The organism is Gilliamella sp. LMG 34359 (assembly GCF_984569085.1).
Genome location: NZ_OZ474906.1, coordinates 2,120,719 through 2,147,170 on the forward strand (window position 1 = coordinate 2,120,719; position 26,452 = coordinate 2,147,170).

24 protein-coding genes, 1 tRNA gene and 2 pseudogenes are annotated in these 26,452 nt (G+C 34.0%); 18 read left to right on the plus strand and 9 right to left on the minus strand.

Translation table 11 applies throughout. The annotated features are described in order from the left end of the window. Window positions 1–34: 34 nt before the first annotated feature. Window positions 35–1,366: a D-serine ammonia-lyase gene (gene dsdA / locus AC5LXV_RS09845; protein ID WP_493466317.1), complete on the minus strand. Its 1,332-nt coding sequence runs from the start codon at window positions 1,364–1,366 to the stop codon at window positions 35–37. A 20-nt stretch (window positions 1,367–1,386) separates the two neighbouring features. After that, window positions 1,387–2,724, minus strand: a complete 1,338-nt coding sequence (gene dsdX / locus AC5LXV_RS09850) for a D-serine transporter DsdX (RefSeq protein ID WP_493466318.1) — start codon at window positions 2,722–2,724, stop codon at window positions 1,387–1,389. Between the two features lie 216 nt (window positions 2,725–2,940). On the opposite strand from dsdX, the gene dsdC reads away from it, so the two are divergent. The 6 genes from dsdC (at window position 2,941) to AC5LXV_RS09880 (ending at window position 9,336) form a co-directional block, all read left to right on the plus strand. Beyond that, window positions 2,941–3,891, plus strand: coding sequence for a DNA-binding transcriptional regulator DsdC (gene dsdC, locus AC5LXV_RS09855; RefSeq protein WP_493466319.1), 951 nt, complete (start codon window positions 2,941–2,943; stop codon window positions 3,889–3,891). 186 nt (window positions 3,892–4,077) lie between these two features. Then, window positions 4,078–4,902 carry a MetQ/NlpA family ABC transporter substrate-binding protein gene (locus AC5LXV_RS09860; protein ID WP_493466320.1) on the plus strand — a complete coding sequence of 275 codons (825 nt, stop codon included), beginning with the start codon at window positions 4,078–4,080 and terminating at the stop codon, window positions 4,900–4,902. A gap of 197 nt (window positions 4,903–5,099) precedes the next feature. Next, on the plus strand, window positions 5,100–6,029 hold the full coding sequence (locus AC5LXV_RS09865) for a hypothetical protein (RefSeq protein WP_493466321.1): 930 nt from the start codon (window positions 5,100–5,102) through the stop codon (window positions 6,027–6,029). A gap of 140 nt (window positions 6,030–6,169) precedes the next feature. After that, entirely contained in the window at window positions 6,170–7,111 is a 942-nt protein-coding gene (locus AC5LXV_RS09870; RefSeq protein WP_493466322.1) for a hypothetical protein, read from the plus strand. A 239-nt stretch (window positions 7,112–7,350) separates the two neighbouring features. Next, entirely contained in the window at window positions 7,351–8,250 is a 900-nt protein-coding gene (locus tag AC5LXV_RS09875; RefSeq protein WP_493453164.1) for an endonuclease/exonuclease/phosphatase family protein, read from the plus strand. 180 nt (window positions 8,251–8,430) lie between these two features. Continuing rightward, entirely contained in the window at window positions 8,431–9,336 is a 906-nt protein-coding gene (locus AC5LXV_RS09880) for an endonuclease/exonuclease/phosphatase family protein (protein ID WP_493453165.1), read from the plus strand. Between the two features lie 254 nt (window positions 9,337–9,590). Here AC5LXV_RS09880 and cmoB read toward each other — a convergent pair whose 3' ends face one another. Together cmoB and cmoA are read right to left on the minus strand one after the other, a co-directional pair. Further along, entirely contained in the window at window positions 9,591–10,559 is a 969-nt protein-coding gene (gene cmoB / locus AC5LXV_RS09885) for a tRNA 5-methoxyuridine(34)/uridine 5-oxyacetic acid(34) synthase CmoB (RefSeq protein ID WP_493466323.1), read from the minus strand. 35 nt (window positions 10,560–10,594) lie between these two features. Next, a pseudogene (gene cmoA / locus AC5LXV_RS09890) lies at window positions 10,595–11,317 on the minus strand (carboxy-S-adenosyl-L-methionine synthase CmoA); the annotation flags it as partial. 80 nt (window positions 11,318–11,397) lie between these two features. On the opposite strand from cmoA, the gene AC5LXV_RS09895 reads away from it, so the two are divergent. Beyond that, the gene (locus AC5LXV_RS09895) at window positions 11,398–12,552 is read left to right on the plus strand and encodes a metallophosphoesterase (protein ID WP_493466324.1); all 1,155 of its coding nucleotides are present in this window, start codon (window positions 11,398–11,400) and stop codon (window positions 12,550–12,552) included. A 24-nt stretch (window positions 12,553–12,576) separates the two neighbouring features. Continuing rightward, window positions 12,577–13,659 carry a ribonuclease D gene (rnd, locus tag AC5LXV_RS09900; protein WP_493466325.1) on the plus strand — a complete coding sequence of 361 codons (1,083 nt, stop codon included), beginning with the start codon at window positions 12,577–12,579 and terminating at the stop codon, window positions 13,657–13,659. Between the two features lie 70 nt (window positions 13,660–13,729). Here rnd and AC5LXV_RS09905 read toward each other — a convergent pair whose 3' ends face one another. After that, entirely contained in the window at window positions 13,730–14,422 is a 693-nt protein-coding gene (locus AC5LXV_RS09905; RefSeq protein ID WP_493466326.1) for a 5'-methylthioadenosine/adenosylhomocysteine nucleosidase, read from the minus strand. A 101-nt stretch (window positions 14,423–14,523) separates the two neighbouring features. Between AC5LXV_RS09905 and AC5LXV_RS09910 the strand changes: the two genes are divergently transcribed. Both AC5LXV_RS09910 and AC5LXV_RS09915 read left to right on the plus strand, forming a co-directional pair. Then, entirely contained in the window at window positions 14,524–15,294 is a 771-nt protein-coding gene (locus AC5LXV_RS09910) for an SDR family oxidoreductase (RefSeq protein ID WP_493466327.1), read from the plus strand. Window positions 15,295–15,321: 27 nt separating this feature from the next. Beyond that, complete coding sequence (locus tag AC5LXV_RS09915) at window positions 15,322–16,191, plus strand: co-chaperone YbbN (protein ID WP_493466328.1); 870 nt, start codon at window positions 15,322–15,324, stop codon at window positions 16,189–16,191. A 253-nt stretch (window positions 16,192–16,444) separates the two neighbouring features. Here AC5LXV_RS09915 and map read toward each other — a convergent pair whose 3' ends face one another. Continuing rightward, window positions 16,445–17,233: a type I methionyl aminopeptidase gene (gene map, locus AC5LXV_RS09920; protein WP_110433505.1), complete on the minus strand. Its 789-nt coding sequence runs from the start codon at window positions 17,231–17,233 to the stop codon at window positions 16,445–16,447. A gap of 211 nt (window positions 17,234–17,444) precedes the next feature. Between map and rlmC the strand changes: the two genes are divergently transcribed. The 6 genes and pseudogenes from rlmC (at window position 17,445) to AC5LXV_RS09950 (ending at window position 22,677) form a co-directional block, all read left to right on the plus strand. Continuing rightward, on the plus strand, window positions 17,445–18,587 hold the full coding sequence (gene rlmC, locus AC5LXV_RS09925) for a 23S rRNA (uracil(747)-C(5))-methyltransferase RlmC (protein WP_493466329.1): 1,143 nt from the start codon (window positions 17,445–17,447) through the stop codon (window positions 18,585–18,587). A gap of 426 nt (window positions 18,588–19,013) precedes the next feature. Next, window positions 19,014–19,247, plus strand: a pseudogene (locus tag AC5LXV_RS09930) (ATP-binding cassette domain-containing protein); the annotation flags it as partial. 99 nt (window positions 19,248–19,346) lie between these two features. Continuing rightward, window positions 19,347–19,430, plus strand: coding sequence for a hypothetical protein (locus AC5LXV_RS09935; RefSeq protein WP_493467988.1), 84 nt, complete (start codon window positions 19,347–19,349; stop codon window positions 19,428–19,430). A 155-nt stretch (window positions 19,431–19,585) separates the two neighbouring features. Next, window positions 19,586–20,116, plus strand: a complete 531-nt coding sequence (locus AC5LXV_RS09940; protein WP_493466330.1) for a HugZ family pyridoxamine 5'-phosphate oxidase — start codon at window positions 19,586–19,588, stop codon at window positions 20,114–20,116. Between the two features lie 208 nt (window positions 20,117–20,324). Next, window positions 20,325–21,896 carry a glutamate--cysteine ligase gene (gene gshA, locus AC5LXV_RS09945; protein ID WP_493466331.1) on the plus strand — a complete coding sequence of 524 codons (1,572 nt, stop codon included), beginning with the start codon at window positions 20,325–20,327 and terminating at the stop codon, window positions 21,894–21,896. Continuing rightward, window positions 21,889–22,677 carry an endonuclease/exonuclease/phosphatase family protein gene (locus tag AC5LXV_RS09950; protein ID WP_493466332.1) on the plus strand — a complete coding sequence of 263 codons (789 nt, stop codon included), beginning with the start codon at window positions 21,889–21,891 and terminating at the stop codon, window positions 22,675–22,677. The genes gshA and AC5LXV_RS09950 overlap by 8 nt, the downstream gene beginning before the upstream one ends. Here the strand turns inward: AC5LXV_RS09950 and AC5LXV_RS09955 are convergent. The 3 genes from AC5LXV_RS09955 to rnhA all read right to left on the minus strand — a co-directional run bounded on the left by AC5LXV_RS09955 (window position 22,649) and on the right by rnhA (window position 25,225). Beyond that, a complete protein-coding gene (locus AC5LXV_RS09955) occupies window positions 22,649–23,758 on the minus strand; it encodes a transglycosylase SLT domain-containing protein (protein ID WP_493444722.1) in 1,110 nt (369 codons plus the stop codon). The two genes, AC5LXV_RS09950 and AC5LXV_RS09955, sit on opposite strands and share 29 nt — an antisense overlap. A 192-nt stretch (window positions 23,759–23,950) precedes the next feature. Beyond that, on the minus strand, window positions 23,951–24,679 hold the full coding sequence (gene gloB, locus AC5LXV_RS09960) for a hydroxyacylglutathione hydrolase (RefSeq protein WP_110433497.1): 729 nt from the start codon (window positions 24,677–24,679) through the stop codon (window positions 23,951–23,953). A gap of 72 nt (window positions 24,680–24,751) precedes the next feature. Further along, entirely contained in the window at window positions 24,752–25,225 is a 474-nt protein-coding gene (gene rnhA / locus AC5LXV_RS09965; RefSeq protein ID WP_110433496.1) for a ribonuclease HI, read from the minus strand. Between the two features lie 174 nt (window positions 25,226–25,399). Here rnhA and dnaQ point away from each other — a divergent pair, with 174 nt between their 5' ends. After that, window positions 25,400–26,131 carry a DNA polymerase III subunit epsilon gene (gene dnaQ / locus AC5LXV_RS09970; RefSeq protein WP_110433495.1) on the plus strand — a complete coding sequence of 244 codons (732 nt, stop codon included), beginning with the start codon at window positions 25,400–25,402 and terminating at the stop codon, window positions 26,129–26,131. Between the two features lie 113 nt (window positions 26,132–26,244). Further along, a tRNA-Asp gene (locus tag AC5LXV_RS09975) sits at window positions 26,245–26,321 on the plus strand. Window positions 26,322–26,452 lie beyond the last annotated feature (131 nt).

A 26,452-nucleotide genomic window follows, 5' to 3' on the forward strand; every position in this document is an offset into this window, starting at 1 on the left:
CAAATATTCTGAGGATATTTGTCAGTAAGCGTAGTTAAATTCTTCCTAATTTTAAATATTTTTGCATCTCTTCTTTCGGTACCATTCCACCGCCAGTTGCCCATACTAAATGAATTGCATTTTGTAATTGCTGAGGTGTGAATTGCATTCGTTGTAAATATTCCGAATTGTTAGTTACGATAACTGGACCTTGCATACCTGCTAGGGCAGATGGTTCAAGTTGAATATTTTCAGTTTTATCAAGTAATACTAACAAATCATACATATCTTGATCAGACAAGGTATAATATCCAGCTAACAGACGTTCCATTGCCCGTCCAACAAAACCTGACGGTCGACCTACCGCCAACCCATCGGCTGCAGTAATATTATCAATTCCGATCTCTTGTACCGAGATTTTGTCATGTAAACCAGTATAAACTCCTAAAAACATACATGGCGAATGTGTCGGTTCGGCAAAAATACAGTGTACATTATCACCGAATGCCATCTTTAAGCCAAAGGCAACCCCACCAGGTCCACCACCTACACCGCATGGTAAATAGACAAACAGTGGATGATCTTTATCAACTTTGATGCCTTGTTCTTCAAATTGATGTTTTAAGCGTTCTCCGGCAACTGAATATCCTAAAAATAGCGTAGTAGAATTTTCGTCGTCAATAAAGAAACATGTTGGATCGGATTGGGCGGCTTTCCGGCCTTGTTCAACCGCGACGCCATAATCTTGTTCATATTCGACAACATTAACCCCATGCTCTCGCAACTTTTGTTTTTTCCATTCTCGGGCATCAGCAGACATATGCACACTGACTTTAAATCCAAGTTTGGCACTCATTATCCCAATGGATAAACCAAGGTTGCCGGTTGAACCAACAGCGATACTATATTGACTAAAAAACTGTTTAAATTTTTCGGAAAATAGCTGACTATAGTCATCATCTTCCGATAATAAACCATTTTCAATGGCTAATTTTTCAGCATGAGTTAAAACTTCATAAATACCACCTCGAGCTTTGATCGAACCGGATATTGGTAAATGACTATCTTTTTTCAAGTAAAGCTGCCCCGGAATGGTTATAGCAAACTTTGTTTCCAAGGCCTTTTTCATCTGGTTAATTTCGACTAGTGGTGATTCGATAATTCCCTTAGTTGCCGATGTTTCAGGAAAAGCTAAGGCTAAATAGGGTGCGAAACGTGTTAAACGTTCACTCGCTTTGCTTATATCTGTTTGATCAAGTCCTACATAAGGAAGCGCTACCTCGACGCTGGTGGTATTGGGGTTAAACCAACTGCATGGTTTAAGCTTAATTAAATCTTCTATTAATGGCTTATCGCTACTAAGTTTTTTTATCTCTATTTGATTCATATTCGCTCCTTGAAAAACACTTAGATAAAATTGGATAATAAAAATGTTCCCATTAAGGCAACCAGTGATGCAATAAAGGTTGCCGTAGTGTAATATTTAAAAATTTCAGTCATTGTTGCGCCACAATATTGTTTAACTAGCCAAAATAGTGAATCGGTAACGATTGTACAGCCGATAGCACCAGAACCAATGGCTAGAGTTATTATTTCCGGACTGATATTAGGATAAAGCCCAAGCATTGGTGACACGATTCCTGTGGCTCCCATCATGGCTACCGTTGCCGAACCTACTGCGGCGTGTAAAATTATCGCTACCAGCCATGCCAATAAAATTGGATGCAGATCTAAATGGGATAAAATATTGGCCAAGCTATCACTTAAACCACTCGCTTTTAAGATACCATTAAAGGCACCGCCAGCACCGATAATCAAAAGAATATTGGCGATTGATGAAAAACAATCTTCCGTTTTGCTGAGTAAGTCTGTCATTTTCATCTCACGTCTTAAACCCAGCATATAATAAGCAACGAAAGCTGCAATAAACATAGCGGTAATCGGATTACCAATAAATTCTAAAATAGCATAAACAGATGTGTCTTTATCCATATTTAACTCAGCTGTGGTTTTAATAAACATAAGAAAAATGGGTAATAAGACAGTAAAAAGCGTGGTAGCCAATGACGGCAATTCATCTTTGTTTCTTACTTTTAGATCAGCAAATTGTTCCGGTACCGCTTTAAACGGAATTTCTTTTTTAATGATAGTTAAAAACAGTGGACCTCCAACTAATGACGCAATTACACCTATAATTAATCCATATAAAATTACACTGCCAATATCAGCGCCTAATGCCTTAGTTACATACAATGCAGCAGGGTGAGGGGGAACAATGCAATGAACCGCCATTAATGCCGTACATAATGGAATTGCTAACATTAATAATGAAGTTTTGGTTTTTTTAGCTATTGAAAATGCCAATGGAATTAAGAGCACTACACCAACTTCAACAAATAAAGTTATACCGCAAATCATGCCAATTAATACCATAATAACTTCAGGTGATAACCAGCGACATTGTTGTAAGGTAATACCAATACGCTCGGCGGCTCCTGATATTTCCATCATTTTACCTAAAATAGTACCTAAGCCAATTACTGCAGCTAAAAAGCCCAATGTGCCACCGATACCATCCTCGATGGAAGTAATCATATCTAATGGCTTCATGCCCATTAATGCACCGACATAAAAGCTGGATAATAATAAAGCTAAAAATGGATGAAGTTTAAATTTGATTATACTTATTACAATTAATAAAATACTTGAAATTAAAACACCTAAAACCCAAATTTGTAAATCCATAATATTTTCCTATTTTAGTTAAAGTAGCAAATCCGGAGATATTAGATTTTATAAATTAATTTCTGACAAACGATAATTAATCATGTTTACATGAGCTCAGCTCGATTAAAAATGTACGAAGTTCACAAAAATGGAGTTATTAATATAAATAATTGTATTTAATTTATTATTTGTAGTTAAATAGCAAAAAATAGGTAAGGTAAGGAAAGAACTACTATGTTTGATGATGACCGTATTATTACCAATAATCGATTGATTTCAGGATATCAGTTAGCTAAATTTCACACTTTTGAAGCAGCTGCCCGTCACTGTTCATTTATTCGTGCGGCCGAAGAGCTATGCATTACTCCAAGTGCGGTTAGCCATCAAATTAACAAACTTGAAGAAGAACTCAACTTTAAGCTGTTTACTCGCTTTCATCGCCGTATTGAATTAACTCAAGATGGTGAGAATCTATTTAATATTTTAAAAAAATCTTTAGCAATACTAAATAGAGAGATATTTGAAATCAAGAGTCAAGAGTTGATAGGACAACTAACTATTTATTCACGCCCTTCCTTCGCAAAAGAATGGCTAGTGCCGAGAATATCCGAATTTAACAAAAAACATCCTTATATTACATTGAATATTTTAACCGGTAATGAAGTAGTCAATTTTAATCGTCATCGTATTGATTTAGCAATTTATTATGATGATTTGCAACATGAGGATTTGGATGTTTATCCTATAATTAATGAAACCATTGTGCCGGTGTGTAGTTCTTTATATGCTGAACAGTATCAACTTAATCAATGCGTTGAAAATCTGAAACATTGTCTCATATTACACGACAATCAAGCGTGGGGATATGATTCTAACTTTGATGAATGGCAAGCTTGGGAAAAGCACTATAATCTTGATCTTAATTTTGAAGATTTACCTAAAATGTTGTTTGATAGATCTGATTTAGCTATCCTTGCGGCAGTTAATCATTCGGGAATCGCTATGGGAAGAAAAAATATAGTCAACAATTATCTTGCTTCAGGTGAATTAATCATGCCGTTTCCCAATATGACATTAGACTGTAAACAACATTACTATGTGGTTTCGGCTAACAAGCAACGCAATCCTAAAGTTAGGGCTTTTGTGAGATGGCTGAAGGAAAACTTGCATGAACAATCAATATGAAAATTGTTTTAAACAAATAGCTACCACTAAAACTAATGATTGGTTGCATAATATATATCTAATATGAATATCGATATAATTTTTTCGTATTATCTCGATAGTTTATTCACAACTATAATGTCATCACACAATAGTAGAATTAGTTTATCAATCAGGAAAACTAATCTAGCTTGATACGGAGTGATTATGAAAAAATATATTTATTTATTCATGCTGTTGGGATTTATATTGCAGGGGTGTGACAATAAGTCAGATTCAAACCAAACTACTCAACAAGATAAAAAGGAAATTGTGGTTGGTTTACCACCCAGTATGCACAACATTATGATGGAAAAAGTGGTTAAGCCCGCATTAGAAAAACAAGGCTATAAGGTTCGCTTTGTGAATTTCAGTTCCTTAAGAGATTCGAATACCGCTTTAGTTGAGGGGAGTATTGATCTTAATGCCGCACAACATCAATCTTATCTTGATGTCTATAATAAAGAGACTAAAAACGATCTGGTCTCTTTAGTCCACATTCCTTCTATTTCTGCGGCGCTTTTTTCCCAAAATCATCTTTCAATCAATGAGATTGCCGATGGGCAGACTATCCTGATACCGAATGATCCAGCAAATCAAGCGCGCGCTTTACAATTATTGCAAAGTTTGCATTGGATCACCCTAAAGCCCGGAAATAATGCAGGTATTTTAGATTTAAATGCTATTGATGAAAATAAATATCATTTGAAGTTTAAAGCAATATTATCTGAAATGATGCCGAGAACACTCAATGAAGTAGATTACGCCATAATGCCTGGCGGAATTGCATGGTTAAGTCATATCCCGGCGGATAATGTTTTAGTTCAGGAAAAGTTAACGGCGAACCTTGAATTAATGGTTGTGGTTAAGAAAGAGAATTTAAATACTAAATGGGCGCAAGATGTAAAACAACTTTACCAATCCGATGCACTTAAAAAATTTATTAGTCAAGATCCAGATGCAAAAGGGCGCTTTATCTGGCCACAACAATAATTAATCGGTTAAAAATATCCTCATCACTGACTCTGTTAGGATATTTTTATCTATTGTATAAAGCTATTGAATGGTTGCGGTTAAACCAATGTTTGATAATTTTTATCAAAATACTTAAAAGTTTAATTATTTATTTATTATAATTTTTAACATGATAGAATTAGCATCCCTTAGTTATAAAATAATAATTGAATGTGATGAAAAAAATACAATATTCCGCTTTATTTGCTTGCGGTTTTACGCTCTGCAGCTGTTTTGGTGGTTCAACGTCAGTTGAGCGGGTGATTGATAATCCTACTGCTAATGAAATTGTCATTGCCATTGATGGTAAAGATTTAGTCATTCCCGCTAATTCTAAAACTTCATATACTTTCGAATATGGTAAACATAGTTTAGCCTATAACAATCAGACGATTAATTTTGTTGTCAAACCAGCAAAATTTTCTGGTAGTGGTTTTATTAATCCGACCCAGAGCAACTATATGTTCCATACTTTTATCTATGCAACCGACAATACCACCGATGAAGCTTATGATAAGATGTATGAAAAAACGCTTAATAAGGTCACTGTCATTTTGAATGGTGAAAAAGAAGAGGTTGAGCTGCCAGTAAAAGTTGTTAATGATGTTTTCATTGAAGACGAAGATAACCGATGGGACTATAATATTGACGAAGAGATGCCTGAAGAAGTTTCTGAAAGAATTAATAGTAATCAGGCTTATCAAGTTCGTAAAACTAAAGTTTATCGTCAACACGAATATATGAATTATCTTAAAGAAGATGGTTTAGAAGAGGATTTAAGCTTCCCTAACGAGCCAGTTAAATTGACTGAAATTAATCAATATGTGTTCCCGACAATTAATCTGGATGGAATTAAATGTGAGCCAGGTAAAAAATACTTAGCAGAAACATTAGCTAGTTGGCAACAACTGTTTACATTAAAAGGTAATGATTTTGCCAGTAAGTATGAAGAATTAGGCGGCGATAAAGGTAGAGTTGAATTAAGAAATTCCCAAAAACTTTGCCCTAAAGAGGTCGATCCAGAACAAACTTATTACCCAGCATTTCGTCAATTGGATCAAATTTTAGATCAAACACGAGATATTCATTTTTACATCATTAAATAAATGTAAAAATCTTCTCTTCAAAGGAACAAAATATAATAAAAGGCATAAATTCTAGTAATTAAATTTATGCCTTCTACTTTAACTATATCCATTTCTTATGATAGAATTTATACACTTTAATATATATTGAATAAATGGATGTGATGAAAAGATTTAAATATTCTATGCTATTAGTCTGTAGCCTTTCTTTGGTTGGTTGTTTCGAATCAAGCACTCATGAAGATACTATAAGTCGTCAAATAGATAATCCAACCGACAAGGAAATAAAAGTATCAATTGATGGTAATGAGTTAGTTATTCCGGCCAAATCAAGCGTTAATCATACCTTTGAATATGGTAAACATCAGTTAACTTATAATGGTCAATCATTAAACTTCATAGTTAAACCTACGAAATCATATAATGATGGATTTATCAATCCGACCCAATCTAACTATTATATGTATCAAGCCTATTATTCTACTAAGGGTCAAACAAGAAAAAACGAAATGATCAAAAACGTTAAGACTTTCCAAGTGACTATCAATGGCGAGCCGTGGGATATAGAACTTCCAGTTAAAATTATTAATGATGTATTTATTGAAAGATATTATGGTAAATATGGTGTAGCATGGAGTTATGGTATAAATGATAAATTGCCAGAACAAATAAGCTTTGAAAAAAGTACTTCTTCAGCTCCAATAAGGTATAAATTATTTCGTGAAGCTGATTTCATTGAATATCTAGCTAAAACTGACGAAGAACTCAAAACATTACAATTTCCAAATCAACCAAAAAAATATGCTGATTTAACAAAACATATTGTTCCCAATATCAATATAGCTGATATTAAATGTGATGAGGGACGAGAATTTGTGAAACAACATCTAGCTGATTGGAACAACCTTTTTACCTTAAAGGGAGAAGAGTTTACTAAATTACATAATCAAATAATCTCCACGGATACTTACAAAAAAAGAAATAATAGTGATAACAAATGCACTGAAGAAAACGATCCAAATTATACTTATAGGTTTGCGATTAGAGAAATTGACTCAGCATTTAGAGATGTCGAACAAGTAAATCTGTTTATTAATGAATAATATGGCCATATATTGATTGATAAATTATATATTACATCAGGCACCTAATTGAATAACTAGGTGCCTTTTTTCTTAAAAAAATTGTTTTTAGATAAATATTTTTCGTCTTCGCTGTTACTAATTAGCACTATTTGTAAATGATTTTATTGATATAAATCACATAAATTATAAAAAAAAGTATGATTTACTGCTAATCAATATAATATTTATGATGAGTTAATTAATGAAGGGAATATCTTATGAATAAAACAAAATTAAAAATTACTGCATTGCTAGGTGGGATCATTCTTTGTACTTCAAGTGCTTATGCGTCACTTGATGAGGCTAAGCAGCTTAAAATCATCAGTTATAATGTTTATAACGGCATGAAATTAGATGAGAGTGAAGGTAAGCAGCAATATATCGATTGGGCGAAAGCACAAGACGCTGACATCATTGCATGGCAAGAGATGAATTTCTTTACTCGTGAAAAGCTTGAAAAATTTGCAGCTGGTTATGGTCATAAATACGCGGTACTTTTAAAAGAATCTCCAGATGATCCGGCTTTTTTTCCTGTTGCTATTACCTCAAAATATCCTATCGTTAATGTAAATAAAGTAGTTGATAATTTATGGCATGGTGCGTTATTTGCTGACGTCGGTAATTATCATTTTGTGATCACCCATATGAATCCTTTCTGGACAGCTAAACGGATTGATGAAATCAATTTAATTATTGATTCAATCAAATACAGCCGTGATCCTAACGGAAAATGGATAATTGCCGGTGATTTGAACTCTTTCTCTCCCGCTGATAAAGCTGACTATGATAAAAGTACACTGTTAGAAGACATTAAGGAAAAACAGAAGAAAAGACCAATTCTGGAAAATTTGGTCAATGGACAATTAAGTTATACTGTACAGCAAAACCTGCTTGATGCTGGATATATTGATGCTTTAAAGTTAAAACACAAAGAATTTATCTCAACAGCACCAACTAAGGTATTTTATGATCAAGCATCAGTGCCTTTACGTTATGATTATATTTACGTTTCTCCGCCGCTTAAAAATAATGTGATTGATGTTAAGGTGTTAAAAGATGATTTTACCGATAAATATTCCGATCACTATCCGGTTCAGATGATTATTAATAATAAATAATTTTAGTTGAGCAAAAGCTATATGAGACAGATATAGCTTTTGCCGTTTCTATTTTAATAAAATCATTAAGTTAACTTAACTATGGGTGAGTAAACTTTTAGATGTCTCACTATTATAATGTTATTAATGATAAACATACTTTCGAATTAAAGCATACTTCCATAATTTAAGGATTCTTTTATGAAAAGAGGCAGTTTTTTACTCAGTATCATTTGTTTTTTTTCTTTTGTTTCGTATAGTTATGCATCAGAAGATTTAGTTAAAACTCAATATAGTGCATCACCCAATAAAGTATATGCAATTAAAGATAGGCCCTCGATTACCATTGCTAATTTTAATATAGCTGGAGGATTAAGAAAGCATAAAGTTGATTTAAATTTAATTGCTGAAGCTATAAAAGCAATGGATGCAGATATTGTTACCTTAGAAGAAGTTGATCAAAATACCACACGCAGTGATGGTCAGGATCAAGCTAAAGTAATTGCCGAAAAAACTGGTATGTATTACGCCTTTGGTAAGGCAACCAGTATGCATAATGGCAATTATGGTAATGCTATATTGTCTAAATATCCTATTGAGAGGACCAAAATTTTTCCATTACCTTCAGGCGACTTTGAACAACGAGCTTTAATGCTAAGTAAGATTACTGTTCACGGTTTTGATTCACCAATATATGTGTTTAATACCCATTTCGATTGGCACGAAGAAGATGAGGTTAGAATGGCTCAGGCTAGGTTTATTAATAGTATTGTGTTTGATGACCTTGATTTAGATGATGAGTTTCCTAATCTTGCTTCTGGTATTATGCTATTAATGGGTGATTTCAACTCAGTTGCCAATGATAGAGTTATCAAAGAGTTTCAAAAATATTGGAATTTAGTTAAAAAAGATAATGTTGATTCTCGCACATGGCCTGCCGGAAATCCTGGTCTTGATTTAGATCATCTATTCACTAGTCGCAATCAAGTTTGGGACGTACAAACATTAATGATACCCAATAACGGCGAGCAGTGGCGGGGGATAAAATGGCCATTAGTCAGTGACCATATCCCGGTTATCGCGAAATTAACGTTAATAGAACAATAATAGATTAATAGAATAATAATAGGTTAATAGAATGATAATAAGTGTTATAACGGGCTAGACGCCCGTTTTTAAATTAAATCAATTAATTTAAGATAAAAAGTACCGTAATCTTTTACAGTGAGTCGCTTTATTACGGTAATCTGAATAGGGTTTAGTTAATTATCTATTATTCTGAAAAAACTAATGTGTTAATACGCACCTTAATAAAACCTAGGAAAACAGAAGTCACCGCCACTTTAAGTCGATGGAATCTATTATTTTTTAGCAATAAATACTGCTCGCATTGGGGCAGGATAACCTTCAACCGTTTTGGATAAATCGTTAGGATCGAGAAATTCAGCTAATGAATCAGATTCCATCCATGCGGTTTTACGTTGTTCATCCAAGCTGGTTTTCGCTATATCAACCATGTTAATCTCTTTAAAACCACATTTATGTAACCAATTTAGCATTGTGGGGACCGATGGAATAAAATAGACATTTCGCATTTGTGCATAACGTTCACCTGGCATTAATGCTTGATGTTCAGTTCCCTCAATAACTAAGGTTTCAAGCACGAGTTGACCACCTTCAACTAACTGATCTTTCAATTGAAACAGATGATCTAGCGGTGATCGGCGATGATATAATACGCCCATGGAAAAAACCGTATCAAATGCTTTGAGTTTTGGTAACTCTTCAATACCTAAAGGTAACAAGTGAGCTCGTTGATCATTACCTAAAAGTTTGCGAATTGCTTCAAATTGGCATAAGTAAAGTGCCATAGGATCAATGCCTACCGCCAATTTAGCGCCAGCACCAACCATTCGCCACAAATGGTAACCACTATTACAACCGACATCGAGAACCGTTTTACCTTGTAGATCCTCAAGATGATCAACTAATCTTTCCCATTTCCAATCCGAACGCCATTCGGTATCGATATCCACACCGTAAAGATGGAACGGTCCTTTACGCCATGGCATCATGGTTTTTAATAATTGGGTGATGCGTTGCTGTTCGCCTTCAGATAGAGGTTGCTCTGTTTTTGCCGTTACGCTGCTGCGCAAATCGATTTGCAAAGGAGTAATCGCCGGTAGATGTTTAATACTATTGATCCATTGAGTGAAGCGATTATCAATATTTTGTTTTTGCCAATTGGCTAATTGAGCAGGTAACACTTCAAGCCAATTTTTAAGTTTATTTTTTGCGATAATTTGGTAAAAATCACCAAAATCAATCATTCTTTTTTCCTTAGTTAATAGATTAGAACTGGAGGTTATTTTATAGCAATGATGGAGCCAAAATTAAAACATTGAAACCATGTGTCTACATGCTCAAATCCAGCGTTGTTTAAACGTTGCTTATGGGTTTCAATAGTGTCGGTAAGCATAACGTTTTCTAGCATATTACGTTTTTGGCTAATTTCAAGTTCACTGTAACCATTTGCACGTTTAAAATCATGATGCATATTAAATAGTAACTCATCAACGGTTCTATCACTAAAACTAAATTTTTCCGATAGAACTAATATGCCATTAGGATTTAGTGCTTGATAAATATTATTTAAAACGCGTTGCCGATTGTCTGGTGTTAAAAATTGTAAGGTAAAATTTAGCACTACCATTGAAGCATTTTGCATTTTGATATTGCAAATATCTTCACATATAACTTCAACAGGTGTGGTTGCTTTATAAGCATCAATATGTTTTTTACAGCGTTCGACCATCGGTAATGAATTATCAACCGCAATAATACGGCAATTATCTTGTTTAATTTGACGACGAATTGCTAGCGTTGCGGCACCTAGTGAACATCCCAAATCATAAATCATTGAATTGGGTTGAACAAATCTATCTGCAAGCATGCCTATCATTGAAATGATATTCGAATAACCGGGGACAGATCGTTGTACCATGTCGGGAAAAACTTCGGCAACTTTTTCATCAAAAGTCCAATCGCCTAATTTATCGATCGGCGCTGAAAATAACTGGTCTTTTTTGGTATGCATAAAAGTTATTGGAACTAAAGAATCTAATTCTGCTATCATACCATTTTTTGTCTTCGATTGTTCGGATAATTATGACTTTGGTTGATTTTATAGCCATTTTGGCAACAATTATTATTAGTGTTTTGATCACACTCTATTTAGGTAGACGCTGGCAGTTTTGGTTTAATGTTCATTTAAGCGGTTTTTGTCAGATTATCTATTGGCTTGCGATCTGTTTTGCCGGATTATCGTTAACTTTTGCCCGATTATTCAATGATTTTTTAGCATCATGGTTGCATCTTTTATTAATAACCATTTCAGGTTTGATAATTTGTAGTATTTTCATAACCGTTATTTTTGATGTGATTTATTGGCTTAGTAAGAAACAGTTTAAACCCCATTTATGGCTTAAGGTCTGCTATATTACTGCCGTTGTTGCTTTGTTCTGTTTTGGTCATGAAATGGCGATAAATCCGCAAATAGTCCATTATCAAGTTGAGATTGCTAAACCAGCTAAAATTGACCACTTAAGAATTGTTCAACTTTCCGACATTCATATTAATGCAGATACTTCTAGTAAAATGATGCAACAAATGGTGGAAAAGGTAAATGCCTTAAAACCAGATTTTATTATGATAACCGGTGATACACTAGATGCACGTTTAAAACCTTTTATAGAAAAAGATTTTGATAAACAGTTTCGACAATTGCAGTCAAAATATGGTAATTATATTATTTTTGGCAACCATGAATATTTAGGGACTCATGCTACCGATAATCGTGAAGAAGATATCATTGCTGCATTTAAACAAGCAAATTTAAAAGTTTTAAAAGATGACATTGTTTATCTTGATGAGTTGGGGATTACATTAATAGGGCGGGATGATTTTTCTTCATCTCGCTATGATGTTAATCGAGCTTCTTTATCCGATTTGATTATGTTTGCTCAGCCAGAGAAACCAATCATTTTATTAGATCATCAACCACGAAATATTAATGAAGTCGCCGAACAAAATGTAGATCTGATGCTTTCAGGGCATACTCATGGCGGACAAATTTTCCCCATCAATATTTTGGTGGCGATGATGTATAAAAATGGCTATGGAATTTATCAAGATAGTAATCATCATTTTACCAGTATCGTGAGTTGTGGTTATGGATTTGGTGGACCGCCACTAAGACTTATGACGCGGTCTGAAATTGTCGTAATCGATGTCTCCTTTGCCGCAAAAACGACAGTAGAATAGATTATCTTAAATAGGAATCATATTTTGAATTATCAATTTATTATCAGTAATGAAGAGTTAGCCAGTTATTGTCGGAAAATTGAAAATAGTAGCGCTATTGCCTTAGATACTGAATTTGTTCGCATGCGAACATTTTATCCTCAATTAGGCGTGATACAGGCTTTTGATGGGGAGCATGCAGCTTTAATTGATCCGCTTAATATTACCCAATGGCAGGATTTTTTGGCTATTTTAGCGAATCCTAAAATTGAAAAATATTTTCATTCTTGTAGCGAAGATATTGAGGTGTTTCTCCATGCCTTTAATTGTGTCCCAACTCCGGTGACCGATAGCCAAATTCTAGCCTCGTTCTTAGATAATCCAATTAGTAGTGGTTACGCTAGTTTGGTTAATAAATATCTCGACATTGAGTTAGATAAAAGTGAAACACGTACCGATTGGTTAAAACGCCCTTTGACTGATAAACAGTGTGATTATGCGATTAATGATGTGTTATATCTTTTTCCATTAATGAATATTTTAAAATCTAAGTTAAGATCAAGTAATTATCTAGATGCGGCTTATCAAGAGTGTCAAAATCTTATAGCGCGAAAGTGTCTACCATTTGATCCGCAAAATGCTTATTTAAATATAAAAAATAGCTGGCAATTAAAAGGTAACAGTTTAGGTCAATTAGCCAAACTAGCATGTTGGCGTTATCAATTAGCCAAAACTCAAGATATTGCTTTGAATTTTGTTGTTAACGAAGTGATTTTATGGAAAATCGCTCGTTATCAACCTACCTCTTTAGCAGAGTTAGATAAATTAGGCATGAAGGGAAAAGAAGTGCGTTTATATGGTCAGACCATTTTGACAATATTGCAAGAACCAATACCAAATATTCCCGCTATTCAAAGAATCAATAGTTATCCTAATTATAAAGAAACGACTGATTTATTAAAGCGAATTGCTGAAAAGATTTCATCACAAACCGGTCTTAACCGTGAATTAATTCTTTCAAGACGATTGATCAATCAATATGTGCAATGGATAAAAGATAAAAAAGGCGATACACCGGAGATTTTATCTGGTTGGCGAAAACCGCTCTTTGAACAGTATGACTTTTAAACAGTTAAGATATAATTCAGGATTGAACGTCGCTAACTGGTGTCAAATATCATTGACACCAGTTTATTATTTAGACGAGTTCACTTAACATCGATTCAACAATTTTTGATGATTGAGCAGCCGCTAATTTTAAAAACGATTGAAAATCAACCGCTGACTCGTTATCACCATTATCGGAAATCGCTCTAACTACCACAAAAGGAACTTTAAATAACCAACAAACATGACCGATAGCGGCGGCTTCCATCTCGACGGCAATCGCCTCAGGAAAAGTTTGCTTAATTCGTTCAAGATTACTTTTACCATTAATAAAAGCATCGCCACTCCCTATGGAGCCAGTAACGGCATTAACACCTTGTTTTTTGATACAGGCTTTGGCTAATGCTTGAAAATCCTCATCAGCAGCAAACGAAGTAGGGCAACCCGACATTTGTCCGGGCTTATAACCAAACGCAGTAAGATCAACATCATGATAAAAAACATCTTTCGATACAATAATATCACCGATATTAAGCTCGGTTGAAAGTCCACCAGCCGATCCGGTATTAATTACCGCATCAACTTGATAATTATTTAAAAGTAAGGTTGTGCCAGAAGCGGCGGCTACCTTACCGATGCCAGATTGTAATAATACGATGTCACAATTGGCTATTTTACCAATATGAAAATCACATCCTAAATGGTGTTCTAACTGATAATCGGTAATTTTACTTTTTAGTATGGCAACTTCTTCTTCCATTGCGGCGATAATAGCAATTTTCATCAGATCCTCTTGGCGTTTATTAACCGTAAATTTATTCTAAATGTGCTATCATAATTGCTGTAGGTTAACTTGACAATAAATGAATATAACGGAGATAAAATTTGCGCACAATTTTTATAACAGGTTGTTCTAGTGGTATTGGATTGATTTCAGCTATCGCATTGAAAAAACGAGGTTATCGTGTTATTGCTTCATGCCGTAAAGTAGAGGATCAAAAAAAATTAATTGAGCAAGGTTTTGAGACCGTTCTGTTAGATTTAGATAATCCCGACTCCATTATTCAAGCCTCGCAAGAAGTGTTAACTTTATGTGATGGTAAATTGTATGCTTTATTTAATAATGCTGGATTTGGGGTATATGGTCGATTAAACACCATCAGCCGAGCACAATTAGAGTCACAGTTTTCAACCAATTTTTTTGGTGTTCACCAACTAACGCAACTACTGTTACCAGCAATGCTTGAGCAAAATGAAGGCCGAATCATTCAAACAAGCTCGATTGTTGGAATTGTGGCGACGCCGGGTAGAGGGGCTTATTCTGCCAGTAAATATGCCTTAGAAGCATGGTCAGATGTATTACGATTAGAATTAGCTAAAACGAATATAAAAGTTTGTTTAATTGAGCCGGGTCCTTTAAAAACCTACTTTTCAAATAACGTGAATCAGACTGAAAAAGAGAACATTGTAAAAAATCCACCGATTGCTAAACGCTTTACCTTAGCGCCAGAGGCAGTTTTGCCATATCTATATCATGCATTAGAACACGCTAAGCCGAAAATACGTTACAGGGTAACTAAAGTAACCAAATTAGCGGCTATCGCTAAACGTTTGCTTCCCAACCGATTAATGGATAAAATTTTACAAAATAAATAATCATTTAAAATATTTATAGGATAGATTATGTCAAATCAATTTATTTTTGATGTTAATGAGCAGAATATTCAAGAAATTATCGAAAAATCAATTAATAATCCGGTATTATTCTACTTTTGGTCAGCTAGAAGTCCTAATTATCAAGAAATGACCAATATACTAACCAAATTAGCCACCGAGCATCATGGACAATTTATTTTAGCTAGTGTGAATTGTGATGAGCAACAAATGCTGGCTGCACAATTTGGATTAAGAGCCATTCCAACGGTCTATATGTTTCAAAATGGTCAACCTGTTGATGGTTTTCAAGGACTACAATCTGAAGAAAACATTAAAACATTTTTAGCCAAAATTTTACCGAATGAAGATGAATTAAAACTGGTTGAAGCGCAAAAATTATTTAATGAAGGGCAATATGCTCAAGCTCTACCCTTATTAAAGCAAGCTTGGACTACCTTAACAGATCATTTAGGCAAACCAAGATCTGATATTGCATTTATGTTAGCGAAAGCGCAAATTGAACAAAAACAACTCTCTGATGCTAAAGAAGTATTGGCAACAATACCTTTACAAGACCAGAATTCAGCATTTCATGGTTTGCAAGCTGAGATTGAGCTACTTGAGCAAGCAGCAAATTCACCTGAATTACAGCAATTACAAGCTGAATTAGCAAAACAGCCAGATAATGTGGAATTGATGATCCAACTATCATCACAACTAATGCAAGTAGGACGACACGAAGAAGCATTAGAGCTATTATTTAAACCGTTAACTAAAGATCTAAATGTTGGCGACGGACAAATTAAGAAAACGCTACTTGATCTGCTAGCAGCCCTAGGTACCAATAATGCATTGGCGAGTAACTATCGTCGTAAGCTTTATACACTATTATATTAAAATTTATGAAACCAAAGTATAAAAGATTTTTTTGGCGTTTTTTTTTGGGATTATTTTATATGTTAAGCGGAGGTATTTCTTCGCATCCTTTGTTTCGACAGAGTATTCAAACTTTGCAAGAAAAGATACATCGAAGTAAAGTTGATGAATTAAACCAAAAATTAGCGGAAAAAAATTCAAATCTAAGACATTTAGGTTAAGTTTTATAAAAAGGGAGATTCAACAATTGAAGGCATTGTTGAATCTTTTTTATTTAGTGTTCAATAACGCGAGGAAAGTTTTCATTACTGCGAAGAGTTAAAACCTCAACACCATTGTCTGTCACGAGAATAGTGTGCTCATATTGCGCAGAGAGTCCATGATCTTTGGTTTTAACTGTCCAACCATCTTTCATGGTACGTGTACGCCAATCACCGGTATTAACCATTGGTTCAATAGTAAAAGTCATACCTGGTTTTAAAATTACGCCACCATCATCAGCATCATAATGCAGTACTTGAGGTTCATCATGATATACCTCACCAATACCATGACCACAATATTCCCGTACTGAAGAGAATCCAAACTTATCGACATATTTTTGAATGGTTTTACCAATTTCTCTTAATCTAAGTCCTGGTTTAATAATTTTTATCGCTTCATATAAGCTTTCTTGAGTGACTTGGCAAAGTTTTTCGCCAGCAACGGTTGGTTTACCCGCGATGTACATTTTGGAAGTATCACCATGATATCCATCTTTAATTACGGTGACATCAATATTAAGAATGTCACCATCTTTTAATTTTTTATCAAAACTAGGGATACCATGACACACTACATCATTAATAGAGATGCAGCTGGTATGTTTAAAACCATGATAACCAATATTGGCAGGAATAGCTTTTTGAACATTCACAATATGTTCATAACAGATTTTATCGAGCTCACCAGTACTAATTCCTGGTTTAACATAGGGTTCGATCATCTCTAAAACTTCAGCAGCTAATTTGCCAGCGATACGCATTTTTTCAATTTCGGCGGGGGTTTTTAACTTAATAGACATTAATGTGTTCCTTTAATTTTCATGGTCATATCCTATCATATACCGCTATTTCGTCAAAGCATAGCGATGGATAATTCCTCATCATTAAAAGTTTAAGTTTTTCGAAAAAAAAGTTGAGTAATGGGGGTTTTGTGTATAAAAAAAGAAAACTAATACAGCTTGAAACCGTTTAATAATATAATAATCTATTATAAGAAAAGGTTTCAATAAGATGCAATGTAACTATTATCAAGAAAAAAAGTGTTTATCTTGTCATAAAATTAATCAAGCGTATCATTCTCAATTAACTGAAAAACAAAATTATTTATTGCAAACATTAGCAGAGTTTAATCCAAAGCAAGTAAATCCCCCTTATGCTAGCCCTGAATCAGGATTTCGCAATAAAGCTAAAATGGCGGTATTAGGCACAGTTGAAAAACCAATATTAGGTATTCAAAATGATAATGCGGTGATTGATTTGTGTGATTGCCCGTTGTATAGCGCCAATATGCAGCATATTCTAAAACTAGTGCGTACCTATATTCGTAAGCAAGGATTAGTTCCTTATAATATTAATAAGCGAAAAGGTGAATTAAAATTTGTCATCATCACCGAAAGTAGGATAGGTGATGAAAGTTATTTTATGTTGCGATTTGTTTTAAAATCTCAAAAATTTGTCGATAAAATTAAAAATAGTTACCAACTTTTACATGATAAAATAAATAATTTACAGGTTGTTACGATCAATATCCAACCGAATCATGCCGCTATATTAGAAGGGGATGAAGAACTGATTTTAACGGATAATCCTTTTTTAGCATTCCAATTAAATCAAGTACCTTTATATATTAAATCGAAAAGTTTTTTCCAAACCAATAGTTATATAGCCGAAAAACTCTATAAAACAGCCAGTGATTGGGTGGCGAACTTGAATGTAAATTCGATATGGGATCTTTTTTGTGGTGTGGGCGGTTTTGGTTTGCATTGTATACAACATGCTAGCAGTCATCACATCCAATTAACAGGAATTGAAATTAGCCCAGATGCGATTGAATGTGCAACTAAATCCGCTGCAAAACTTGGTTATGACAAACTTAATTTTAAATCACTAGATGCCACTAAGTATGTGACTAACGAACAAAGTATTCCAGATTTAGTCTTACTTAATCCGCCTCGACGTGGCGCAGGTAAGACCTTAATTCAATACTTGCAAACTATAAAACCTAATTATGTTTTATATTCCAGCTGTAACTTAACTTCAATGGCCGAAGATTTACGACTTTTGACCGACTATCAAATGACTAAAGTTCAATTGTTCGATATGTTCCCACATACTTCACATATGGAAGTTTTGGTACTATTGCAAGCAAAATAACTCGTCACTAATTTAGGTCAGTTTTTATTGAATGATGATTAAAAATATTATTCAGCAAAAAAAAACTGACCTACTTTTATGTTCCCCATCTAGTTAGCTTTAATTAAGTAAATATCGATTTTGGGATTCTCACTATTTCAATTGTTTGGCACCAATCTAGCTATTATTAATTTTTTGTCTTGCTTAAAAGCTTGGTAGCCAATTAAAAAATATACAATTAAAAACTATATTAATCCATTAGCAACAATTAGAGGCAAATTATCGTTTTGCTTTGACTCGATTTGGTGAATCGTAAGAACCAATCGCACTATTCAAGTTTTCACCAATATCAACCAGTTAAATCATCAGAATTTATTCAAGATGAATTTTTGATTGAAGATTTGACTGTAAAAAAACAGATGGAACCATTCTGTTAAAACTACCGAATTTTATCTTAATAAAGTCGATTCAGTTGTTTTATCTGGAACATCTGGTATTGGTAAATCGATTTTTTTTAAAATAATATCAGATCTTTATCCCCATTATGATGGGGTTATAAAAGTAGCAAAAAGGAAAATTTTATTTTTATCACAGGATGCATATTTTTCTGTTGGCGGATTAGCTCATGCAACAAGTTATCCTGAACCATTATTGGAAAACGATTTAAATTTTATTAAATAACTGCTTTTAGATGTGGGGTTTTCTGCTGAATTTATCGATTGAAATTTACTTAACGATAATTTAAAAACACTTTCCGGTGGTGAAAAACCACGTCTGATTATTGCAAGAATTTTAACGCATAAACCTGATTGGCTTTTTATGGATCAAGCAACTAATGTTTTAGATAAACAGCCCGAAAAGTAATTGCTGAAATTGTTAAAGACAAACCTAACGACAAGTAGTTTTATTATAATTTCTCATACCGATATCGCGAACTATTTTGATAAATGTTATCAATTAAATTTATCACGATAAATATAAATTATTTAACTCAATATTCAATATAACAAGGAGTAATAATGGCTGAGTCCAAAAATGAGATTGTTGAAAATACAATAGAAAATTTACATGAAACAGTACACACAATAATATTATCCACGATAACTGAAGCAGGTGAGGTTGATACTAGTTATTCACCTTATTTCTTTGATGGTAATGATTATTATATTTTGATATCAGATTTAGCTCCGCATGGTCAGAATATTAAAGCTAATCCTAAAATATCTTTTTTAATTATTGATGACGAATGCAATACAAAAAACATTTATGCGCGTAGACGACTATCCTTTCATGCCACAACAGCCATTATTGTAAGAGATTCTGAGCTTTTTGATACCGTCATTGATCGGTTAGCCAAAAGGGTAAGTAAGATGGTTTATATGTTAGCAGAAATGAAAGATTTTAATTTATATAAAATATCACCAACAGTAGGTAGATTAGTTTTAGGTTTTGGAAAAACCTATATTGTCGATCATTTAAATAACCTTATTACACCGGTTGATGAAGACTATGTCGCTAATCAGAAAAGTGAACAAATGAGTAAACAATAGCATTTTTTAGTCTAGGTAAGTTAATAAACTAACCATTATTTATTAACTAGATAATGGTTTTGTTATTAGCGATTTTCAGATAATTAATTCTTTTTTGCCTTTATATAGATGACTATTTTCTGGCAATTAGTGATGAAATGACCTATATAAACCATTAAACTATGCTAAAATTAAACTAATTTGAACTGAATTTAGGAAATATACAATTATGATTCCTGATGTTTCTAAAGCACTGAGTTGGTTAGAGAAGCACTACACTATTTTACAGGGTATTCAACGTGGGCTTGAACGTGAAACATTACGTATTTTGCCTGATGGTTCGCTATGCAAAACGCCTTTTCCGCAAAAAATTGGAGCGGCATTAACCCACCCATGGATCACCACTGATTTTGCCGAGTCCTTGTTGGAATTTATCACACCAGTTAATACCAATATTGATTATATGTTAACTTTTTTACGTGATTTACATCGCTATGCAAGTATGAATATTGGTGATGAGCTAATGTGGCCATTAAGTATGCCATGTTTTGTGGCTAACGAAGACGATATTATCCTAGCTCAGTATGGAACGTCTAATGAGGGCCGTTTTAAAACTGTCTATCGTGAAGGTTTGAAAAATCGTTATGGTGCAATGATGCAAACTATTTCTGGTGTTCATTATAACTTTTCATTACCGATGGCATTTTGGCAAGCAAGAGATGGTGTAAAGAACAGTGAAGAGGGGAAAGCGGTTATCTCGGAAGGTTATTTTACCTTAATACGTAACTATTACCGTTTTGGTTGGGTTATTCCTTATCTATTTGGTGCATCACCTTCAATGTGTTCTTCGTTTATACAAGATCCTGAGAAAGCAAAAGCCTTTATTGAGCAAACCAATGGTAATTGTTATCTACCTTATGCGACATCACTTCGTTTAAGTGATATTGGCTATACTAATAATGCACAAAAACAGTTAGGTATTACTTTTAACCATCTAGATACCTATGTTGAGGGATTAAAAAGAGCTACTAAAACCAAATCACCTGAATTTAGTAAATTGGGGATTAAGGTTGACGGTCATTATCGTCAATTGAATGATAATGTTTTACAAATTGAAAATGAATTTTATGCTCCGATTCGTCCTAAACGTGTGCCACGATCAGGTGAATCACCTTCAGATGCGTTGTTACGTGGTGGTATTGAGTATATTGAAGTTCGTGCACTTGATGTTAATCCGTTCTCACCAATCGGTATTACCGAAGAGCAGATTCGCTTCATCGATCTATTCTTAATTTGGTGTGCATTAGCACCAGCACCTGAGATGAGTAGTGGTGAATTAGAATGCGCAAAATTAAATTGGAATCGAGTTATTATGGAAGGGCGTAAGCCTGGTTTAGAAATCGGCATGGGTTGCGATAGTTATCGAGAGCCTTTAGCTAAAGTGGGTCATGATCTTTTTAAAGACTTATTACGTGTTGCCGATGTATTAGATCATCAAGATGATAAGCAACAATATCGCAAAGTTTGTGAGCGACTTGATGTTATGTTTGATCAACCAGAATTGACACTTTCAGCAAGAACATTAGAAGCTATAAGTGATTTAGGTACCGCTAAATTTGGCTTAGTTTTGGCTAATCAATATAAAAAGCAGCTTACTTCAGAACCTTTACAACTATTAACTGATGGCGATTTTGTTCAGCAAAGAACCTTGTCGATTGAAAAGCAGCAGAAGAAAGAACAAAATGACACTATGTCATTTGATGAATATTTGCAAAAGAAAATGAACGGCGTAAATGTTTAAAAATCGCGACTATACATTAAGATATCTTGGAAATAGTGATGTTGAGTTAATATTGCCTAATCATAAGGTGGTTCATAATGAACCATTAATTGATCAGACCACATTTTCGGTTTTGGTTTGGAATATCTTTAAACAGAAAAGGGCAAATTGTATTCATATTCTTGAACAATATGCCAATCAAGCAAAATTAATATTATTACAAGAAGCGCAAACCACACCGCAATTATTAAATTTTATCTCTGAACATAATAAGCTTGCAGATCATGTTCCTGCTTATTGTTTTAATGAAATTTTTGCAGGGGTAATGACGATTACCGACTCAGCACCAAATAAGATTTTATCGTTTAGAGAAAAAGAACCTTTCATTCGCGTACCTAAATCGGCCTTAATTACCGTTTATCCAATTAAAAATTCAACTCAACAGCTGTTAGTTGCTAATATTCATGCTATTAACTTTAGTATTGGGGTAAAAATTTATCGCCAACAAATGTACATGCTATTGAATTATATAAAACAACATAATGGACCGGTTATTTTGGCTGGGGATTTCAATGCTTGGAGTCGGCAACGACTGAATCTGCTTTATCATTTGGTTCGTTCGATAAAGCTTAAACCAGTAAATTTTGCTATTGATATTCGAAAGAGGTTTTTAGGAAGGCCGTTAGATTTTGTATTTTATCGAGGGTTAAAACTTGATGCGGCCAAAATTATCGATACCGCCGCATCAGATCATAATCCATTGTTTGTTAATTTTAAATTGGATTTGAATTTACCAACTTAATTTTTAACACATCGCCTTCTTTAACACGTCCATTTTTCAGTTTATTCCATTGTAAAAGATCGGTAATTTTCACCCGATAATTTTTGGCAATCGAATAAAGATTATCACCAGCTTTAACTTGGTAGGTGATTTGCTTTTTGCCATTTTTTAAGACAGTTTCGGTTTCCTTTGCGCTAACGGTACTGTACTGAATAGTCGTCGTAGTCGTTGATTTAATTTCAAATGGCATACTTTTATGTGGTACATCTTCTAAAAGCTCAGTAACTTTATTCGTAACTAGATTTTCTTTTTTTAATTTTTTAAATAGATTTTCTGCATGAGAATAAGGAACTAATAGATGGAAAGGACCACTTACTGTTTGTTGCAAATAACCGGCATTGTATGTCATTAAATCATTTAGCGATAATCCAGTATATTTAGCTATTTTAGCCAATGAGATATTTTTAGACATATCAATTCTGACTAAAGAATTTTGATAGTTACAATCGGGCAATTTGATACCATAGCGTTTATTATTTTTAACAATATCGATAATAGCTAATATTTTTGGTACATATTGCATGGTTTCTTGTGGTAATTCCAAAGACCAATAACTAGTTGGTAATCCTTTTTCCTTGTTTTTTTCTATGGCTCGTCGGACACGGCCTTCACCAGCATTATATGCCGCTAAAGTTAATAGCCAGTCACCGTTAAAACGGTTATTGAGGTTTTGTAATAGCGAAATTGCAGAACCTGTTGACGCAATTAAATCACGACGACCATCAAAGGTATTGCTATTTATTAAGCCATATTCTTTTGCTGTAATCGGCACAAATTGCCATAAACCAGCAGCCTGGGCAGGTGAGGTAGCTAAAGGATCGTAGGCACTTTCAATCAATGGAATTAAAGCAAGTTCAACAGGTAGATTATTTTTTCGTAACTGATTGATGATGTAATATACATAAGGTTCAGATCGCAACGCAACGTTTTCAAATCTCTGTGGATTGCGTAGTAAACGTTCTCTCTCGGCAACAACACGACTGTTATTTGGCACATTGACATTAATTTGCGTCAGCATGTAATGCCAAGGATTTTGTGTCACTGAAGCGTAATTAACACCACCCCTTTTAACGCTTGAATTAAATATTGATTTAGAATTGTATGTTTTTGAGCCAGCAGTGTACCCTGAACCAGGATTTTGACACCCGACCAAAAAAGCACATAAAATTGTAAATATTAATAATTTTTTCATTAGTTTATAAGTTTGGACATTAATTTAAGCGAAATATTATACCTAAAAAATATCCTTTTGGCTCCTAAAAAAAACAAACAGTTCTAACTCATTGTTACAAATGAATTTATTCTGTAAAAATTTCTCTTCACAGCGTAAAAATAAGTTGATCTGCTTTTCTTGGGTTAAAATAGACGGCAAAGTGATGTTCTTTTTGCGAATAAACTTATCATACTCGAGGATAGCTTGATCATCAGGAACCATCATTTTGGCAAAGTCCAAATTAGCTAAAGTATATTCGTGTCCAGCACAAACAAGCGTATCATCAGGAAGTTGCTTTAATTTATTAAGCGAGCTCAGCATTAGCTTATAATTACTCGCAAAAATTCTACCACAACCAGCAGAAAACAAGCTATCACCACAAAATAGATATGGCTGACAATAATAAGCTAAATGTCCTAATGTGTGTCCCGGTACTGAAATAATATCAAATCGAAAATCGCTAATTGATATTTTAGCTAACTTATCTAGATAGTTAATCTGCAAATTAATTTCACTAGGCCCGTAAACTTCAATATCGGGATAAGATGCTTTAAGCTCGCTTACCCCGCCCGTATGATCGATATGGTGATGTGTAAGTAAAATTGCAAGGGGACAGAGGTGATGTTTTTTTAGATAACTAATAACGGGCGAAGCTTCGCCTGGGTCGATAATGACAATTTGTTTATCGTTGTTTTCAAGCAACCAAATATAATTGTCTTTTAAAGCTGGGATCACATGTAATTTATACATAGTGTTAGCACCTTGTTAGTTATTTAAACAGTTAAATAGGTATCTAAAATGTTATCTTGAAATTTTATCTGCTCAATCCGTGGATGATGTTTCAAAAATGGTGTCATGTAAGCTTGGTGATTCTGCTTGCGTTTTAGCAATAATATCACAACGTTCGTTTTCAATATGACCGGCATGACCTTTAACCCAAATCCATTCGATATGATGTGATTTAACTAGTTCATCTAAACGTTGCCATAAATCAACATTTTTAACTGGCTGTTTGTTTGCAGTTTTCCAACCATTCTTTTTCCAACCATGGATCCAATTCGTAATACCATTACGTAAATATTGACTGTCAGAATAAAGTTGAACTTCACACGCTTCTTTAAGCTGTTCTAAAGCAACAATTGCTGCTAATAATTCCATTCGATTATTGGTGGTTTTATAATAACCATTAGATAATATTTTTTCTGTCTGTTTATATTTTAAAATCGCAGCATAACCACCCGGTCCAGGATTACCTAAACAAGAACCATCAGTAAAAATTTCTATTTTTTTTGCCATACTAAATAAACTTTTGCCTATTGAATAATAATTAGGATTAAATATTGATAAACCATCGGTGATGCTGCCTGACCACCGACTAAAGCACTGTGGGTATCAACATCAGCACGTTTTGGTGTTAAACTATACCACTAAATTGTTAATTTCCCAATTCTAGAAAAAGAAGAGTATAACGTGATAACACATTCAACACGTCAAATTGTATTAGATACAGAAACAACAGGTATGAACCAAGAAGGCAATAATCACTATGAGGGGCATAAGATTATTGAAATTGGTGCTGTTGAAGTATTAAATCGACGCTTAACTGGCAACCATTTCCATGTTTACATCAATCCAGAACGTTTAATTGATGAAGGAGCCTTTAAAGTTCATGGCATCAGTGATGAATTTGTTAAAGATAAACCAATATTTAAAAATATTGCTCATGATTTTATTAAATTCATTGATGGTGCCGAATTAGTCATTCACAACGCATCTTTCGACGTTGGATTTATGGATTATGAGTTTCGCCTTTGTGGGTTAAATTTCAAAACAGCCGATCATTGTATCGTTACCGATACATTAGCAATGGCGCGACGGTTATTCCCCGGTAAACGTAATAACTTAGATGCCCTTTGTGAACGTTATGAAATTGATAATTCACATCGTACCCTACATGGCGCTTTACTTGATGCCGAGATCTTAGCTGAAGTATATTTAGCTATGACTGGTGGACAAACCACGTTGGCTTTTAGTGCGGAAGATAACCCATCAGCAATATTAAATAATACCGTCAAAAAAATTGAGCGTAATGGAACTCGATTATCTGTGATTAAAGCGAATGAGACTGAGCTTTCTGCCCATGAATCAATTTTAGAGAAAATTGATAAAAAGAGTGGTGGGGCATTATGGAAAGTGCATTAATGATTGTTTTCTATGCAATTAAACATAATTTTAAAAAATTATATTGACGAAAATAAAAATAATCTTTAATATCACGCCTACTTTGATGCAGTGCATTGAAGAATCTAAAAAGCGGAGCGGTAGTTCAGTTGGTTAGAATACCTGCCTGTCACGCAGGGGGTCGCGGGTTCGAGCCCCGTCCGTTCCGCCAATTCTTAAAAGTTTTACTCAATTTGTGTATAATACAAAAAATTCTATAAAACCATCCATATAAAATTTATAACATTTCTTGATTAATTTTACTTCAACCTATTTATTGTTAATAAATACAAAATAAATTTC

Bases quoted from the DNA above. Each gene is read 5' to 3' on its own strand.
- dsdA (WP_493466317.1), bottom strand. From the start codon at position 1,366: ATGAATCAAATAGAGATAAAAAAACTTAGTAGCGATAAGCCATTAATA.
- dsdX (WP_493466318.1), bottom strand. From the start codon at position 2,724: ATGGATTTACAAATTTGGGTTTTAGGTGTTTTAATTTCAAGTATTTTA.
- dsdC (WP_493466319.1), top strand. From the start codon at position 2,941: ATGTTTGATGATGACCGTATTATTACCAATAATCGATTGATTTCAGGA.
- AC5LXV_RS09860 (WP_493466320.1), top strand. From the start codon at position 4,078: ATGAAAAAATATATTTATTTATTCATGCTGTTGGGATTTATATTGCAG.
- AC5LXV_RS09865 (WP_493466321.1), top strand. From the start codon at position 5,100: ATGAAAAAAATACAATATTCCGCTTTATTTGCTTGCGGTTTTACGCTC.
- AC5LXV_RS09875 (WP_493453164.1), top strand. From the start codon at position 7,351: ATGAATAAAACAAAATTAAAAATTACTGCATTGCTAGGTGGGATCATT.
- AC5LXV_RS09880 (WP_493453165.1), top strand. From the start codon at position 8,431: ATGAAAAGAGGCAGTTTTTTACTCAGTATCATTTGTTTTTTTTCTTTT.
- cmoB (WP_493466323.1), bottom strand. From the start codon at position 10,559: ATGATTGATTTTGGTGATTTTTACCAAATTATCGCAAAAAATAAACTT.
- AC5LXV_RS09895 (WP_493466324.1), top strand. From the start codon at position 11,398: ATGACTTTGGTTGATTTTATAGCCATTTTGGCAACAATTATTATTAGT.
- AC5LXV_RS09905 (WP_493466326.1), bottom strand. From the start codon at position 14,422: ATGAAAATTGCTATTATCGCCGCAATGGAAGAAGAAGTTGCCATACTA.
- AC5LXV_RS09915 (WP_493466328.1), top strand. From the start codon at position 15,322: ATGTCAAATCAATTTATTTTTGATGTTAATGAGCAGAATATTCAAGAA.
- map (WP_110433505.1), bottom strand. From the start codon at position 17,233: ATGTCTATTAAGTTAAAAACCCCCGCCGAAATTGAAAAAATGCGTATC.
- rlmC (WP_493466329.1), top strand. From the start codon at position 17,445: ATGCAATGTAACTATTATCAAGAAAAAAAGTGTTTATCTTGTCATAAA.
- AC5LXV_RS09940 (WP_493466330.1), top strand. From the start codon at position 19,586: ATGGCTGAGTCCAAAAATGAGATTGTTGAAAATACAATAGAAAATTTA.
- gshA (WP_493466331.1), top strand. From the start codon at position 20,325: ATGATTCCTGATGTTTCTAAAGCACTGAGTTGGTTAGAGAAGCACTAC.
- AC5LXV_RS09950 (WP_493466332.1), top strand. From the start codon at position 21,889: ATGTTTAAAAATCGCGACTATACATTAAGATATCTTGGAAATAGTGAT.
- gloB (WP_110433497.1), bottom strand. From the start codon at position 24,679: ATGTATAAATTACATGTGATCCCAGCTTTAAAAGACAATTATATTTGG.
- rnhA (WP_110433496.1), bottom strand. From the start codon at position 25,225: ATGGCAAAAAAAATAGAAATTTTTACTGATGGTTCTTGTTTAGGTAAT.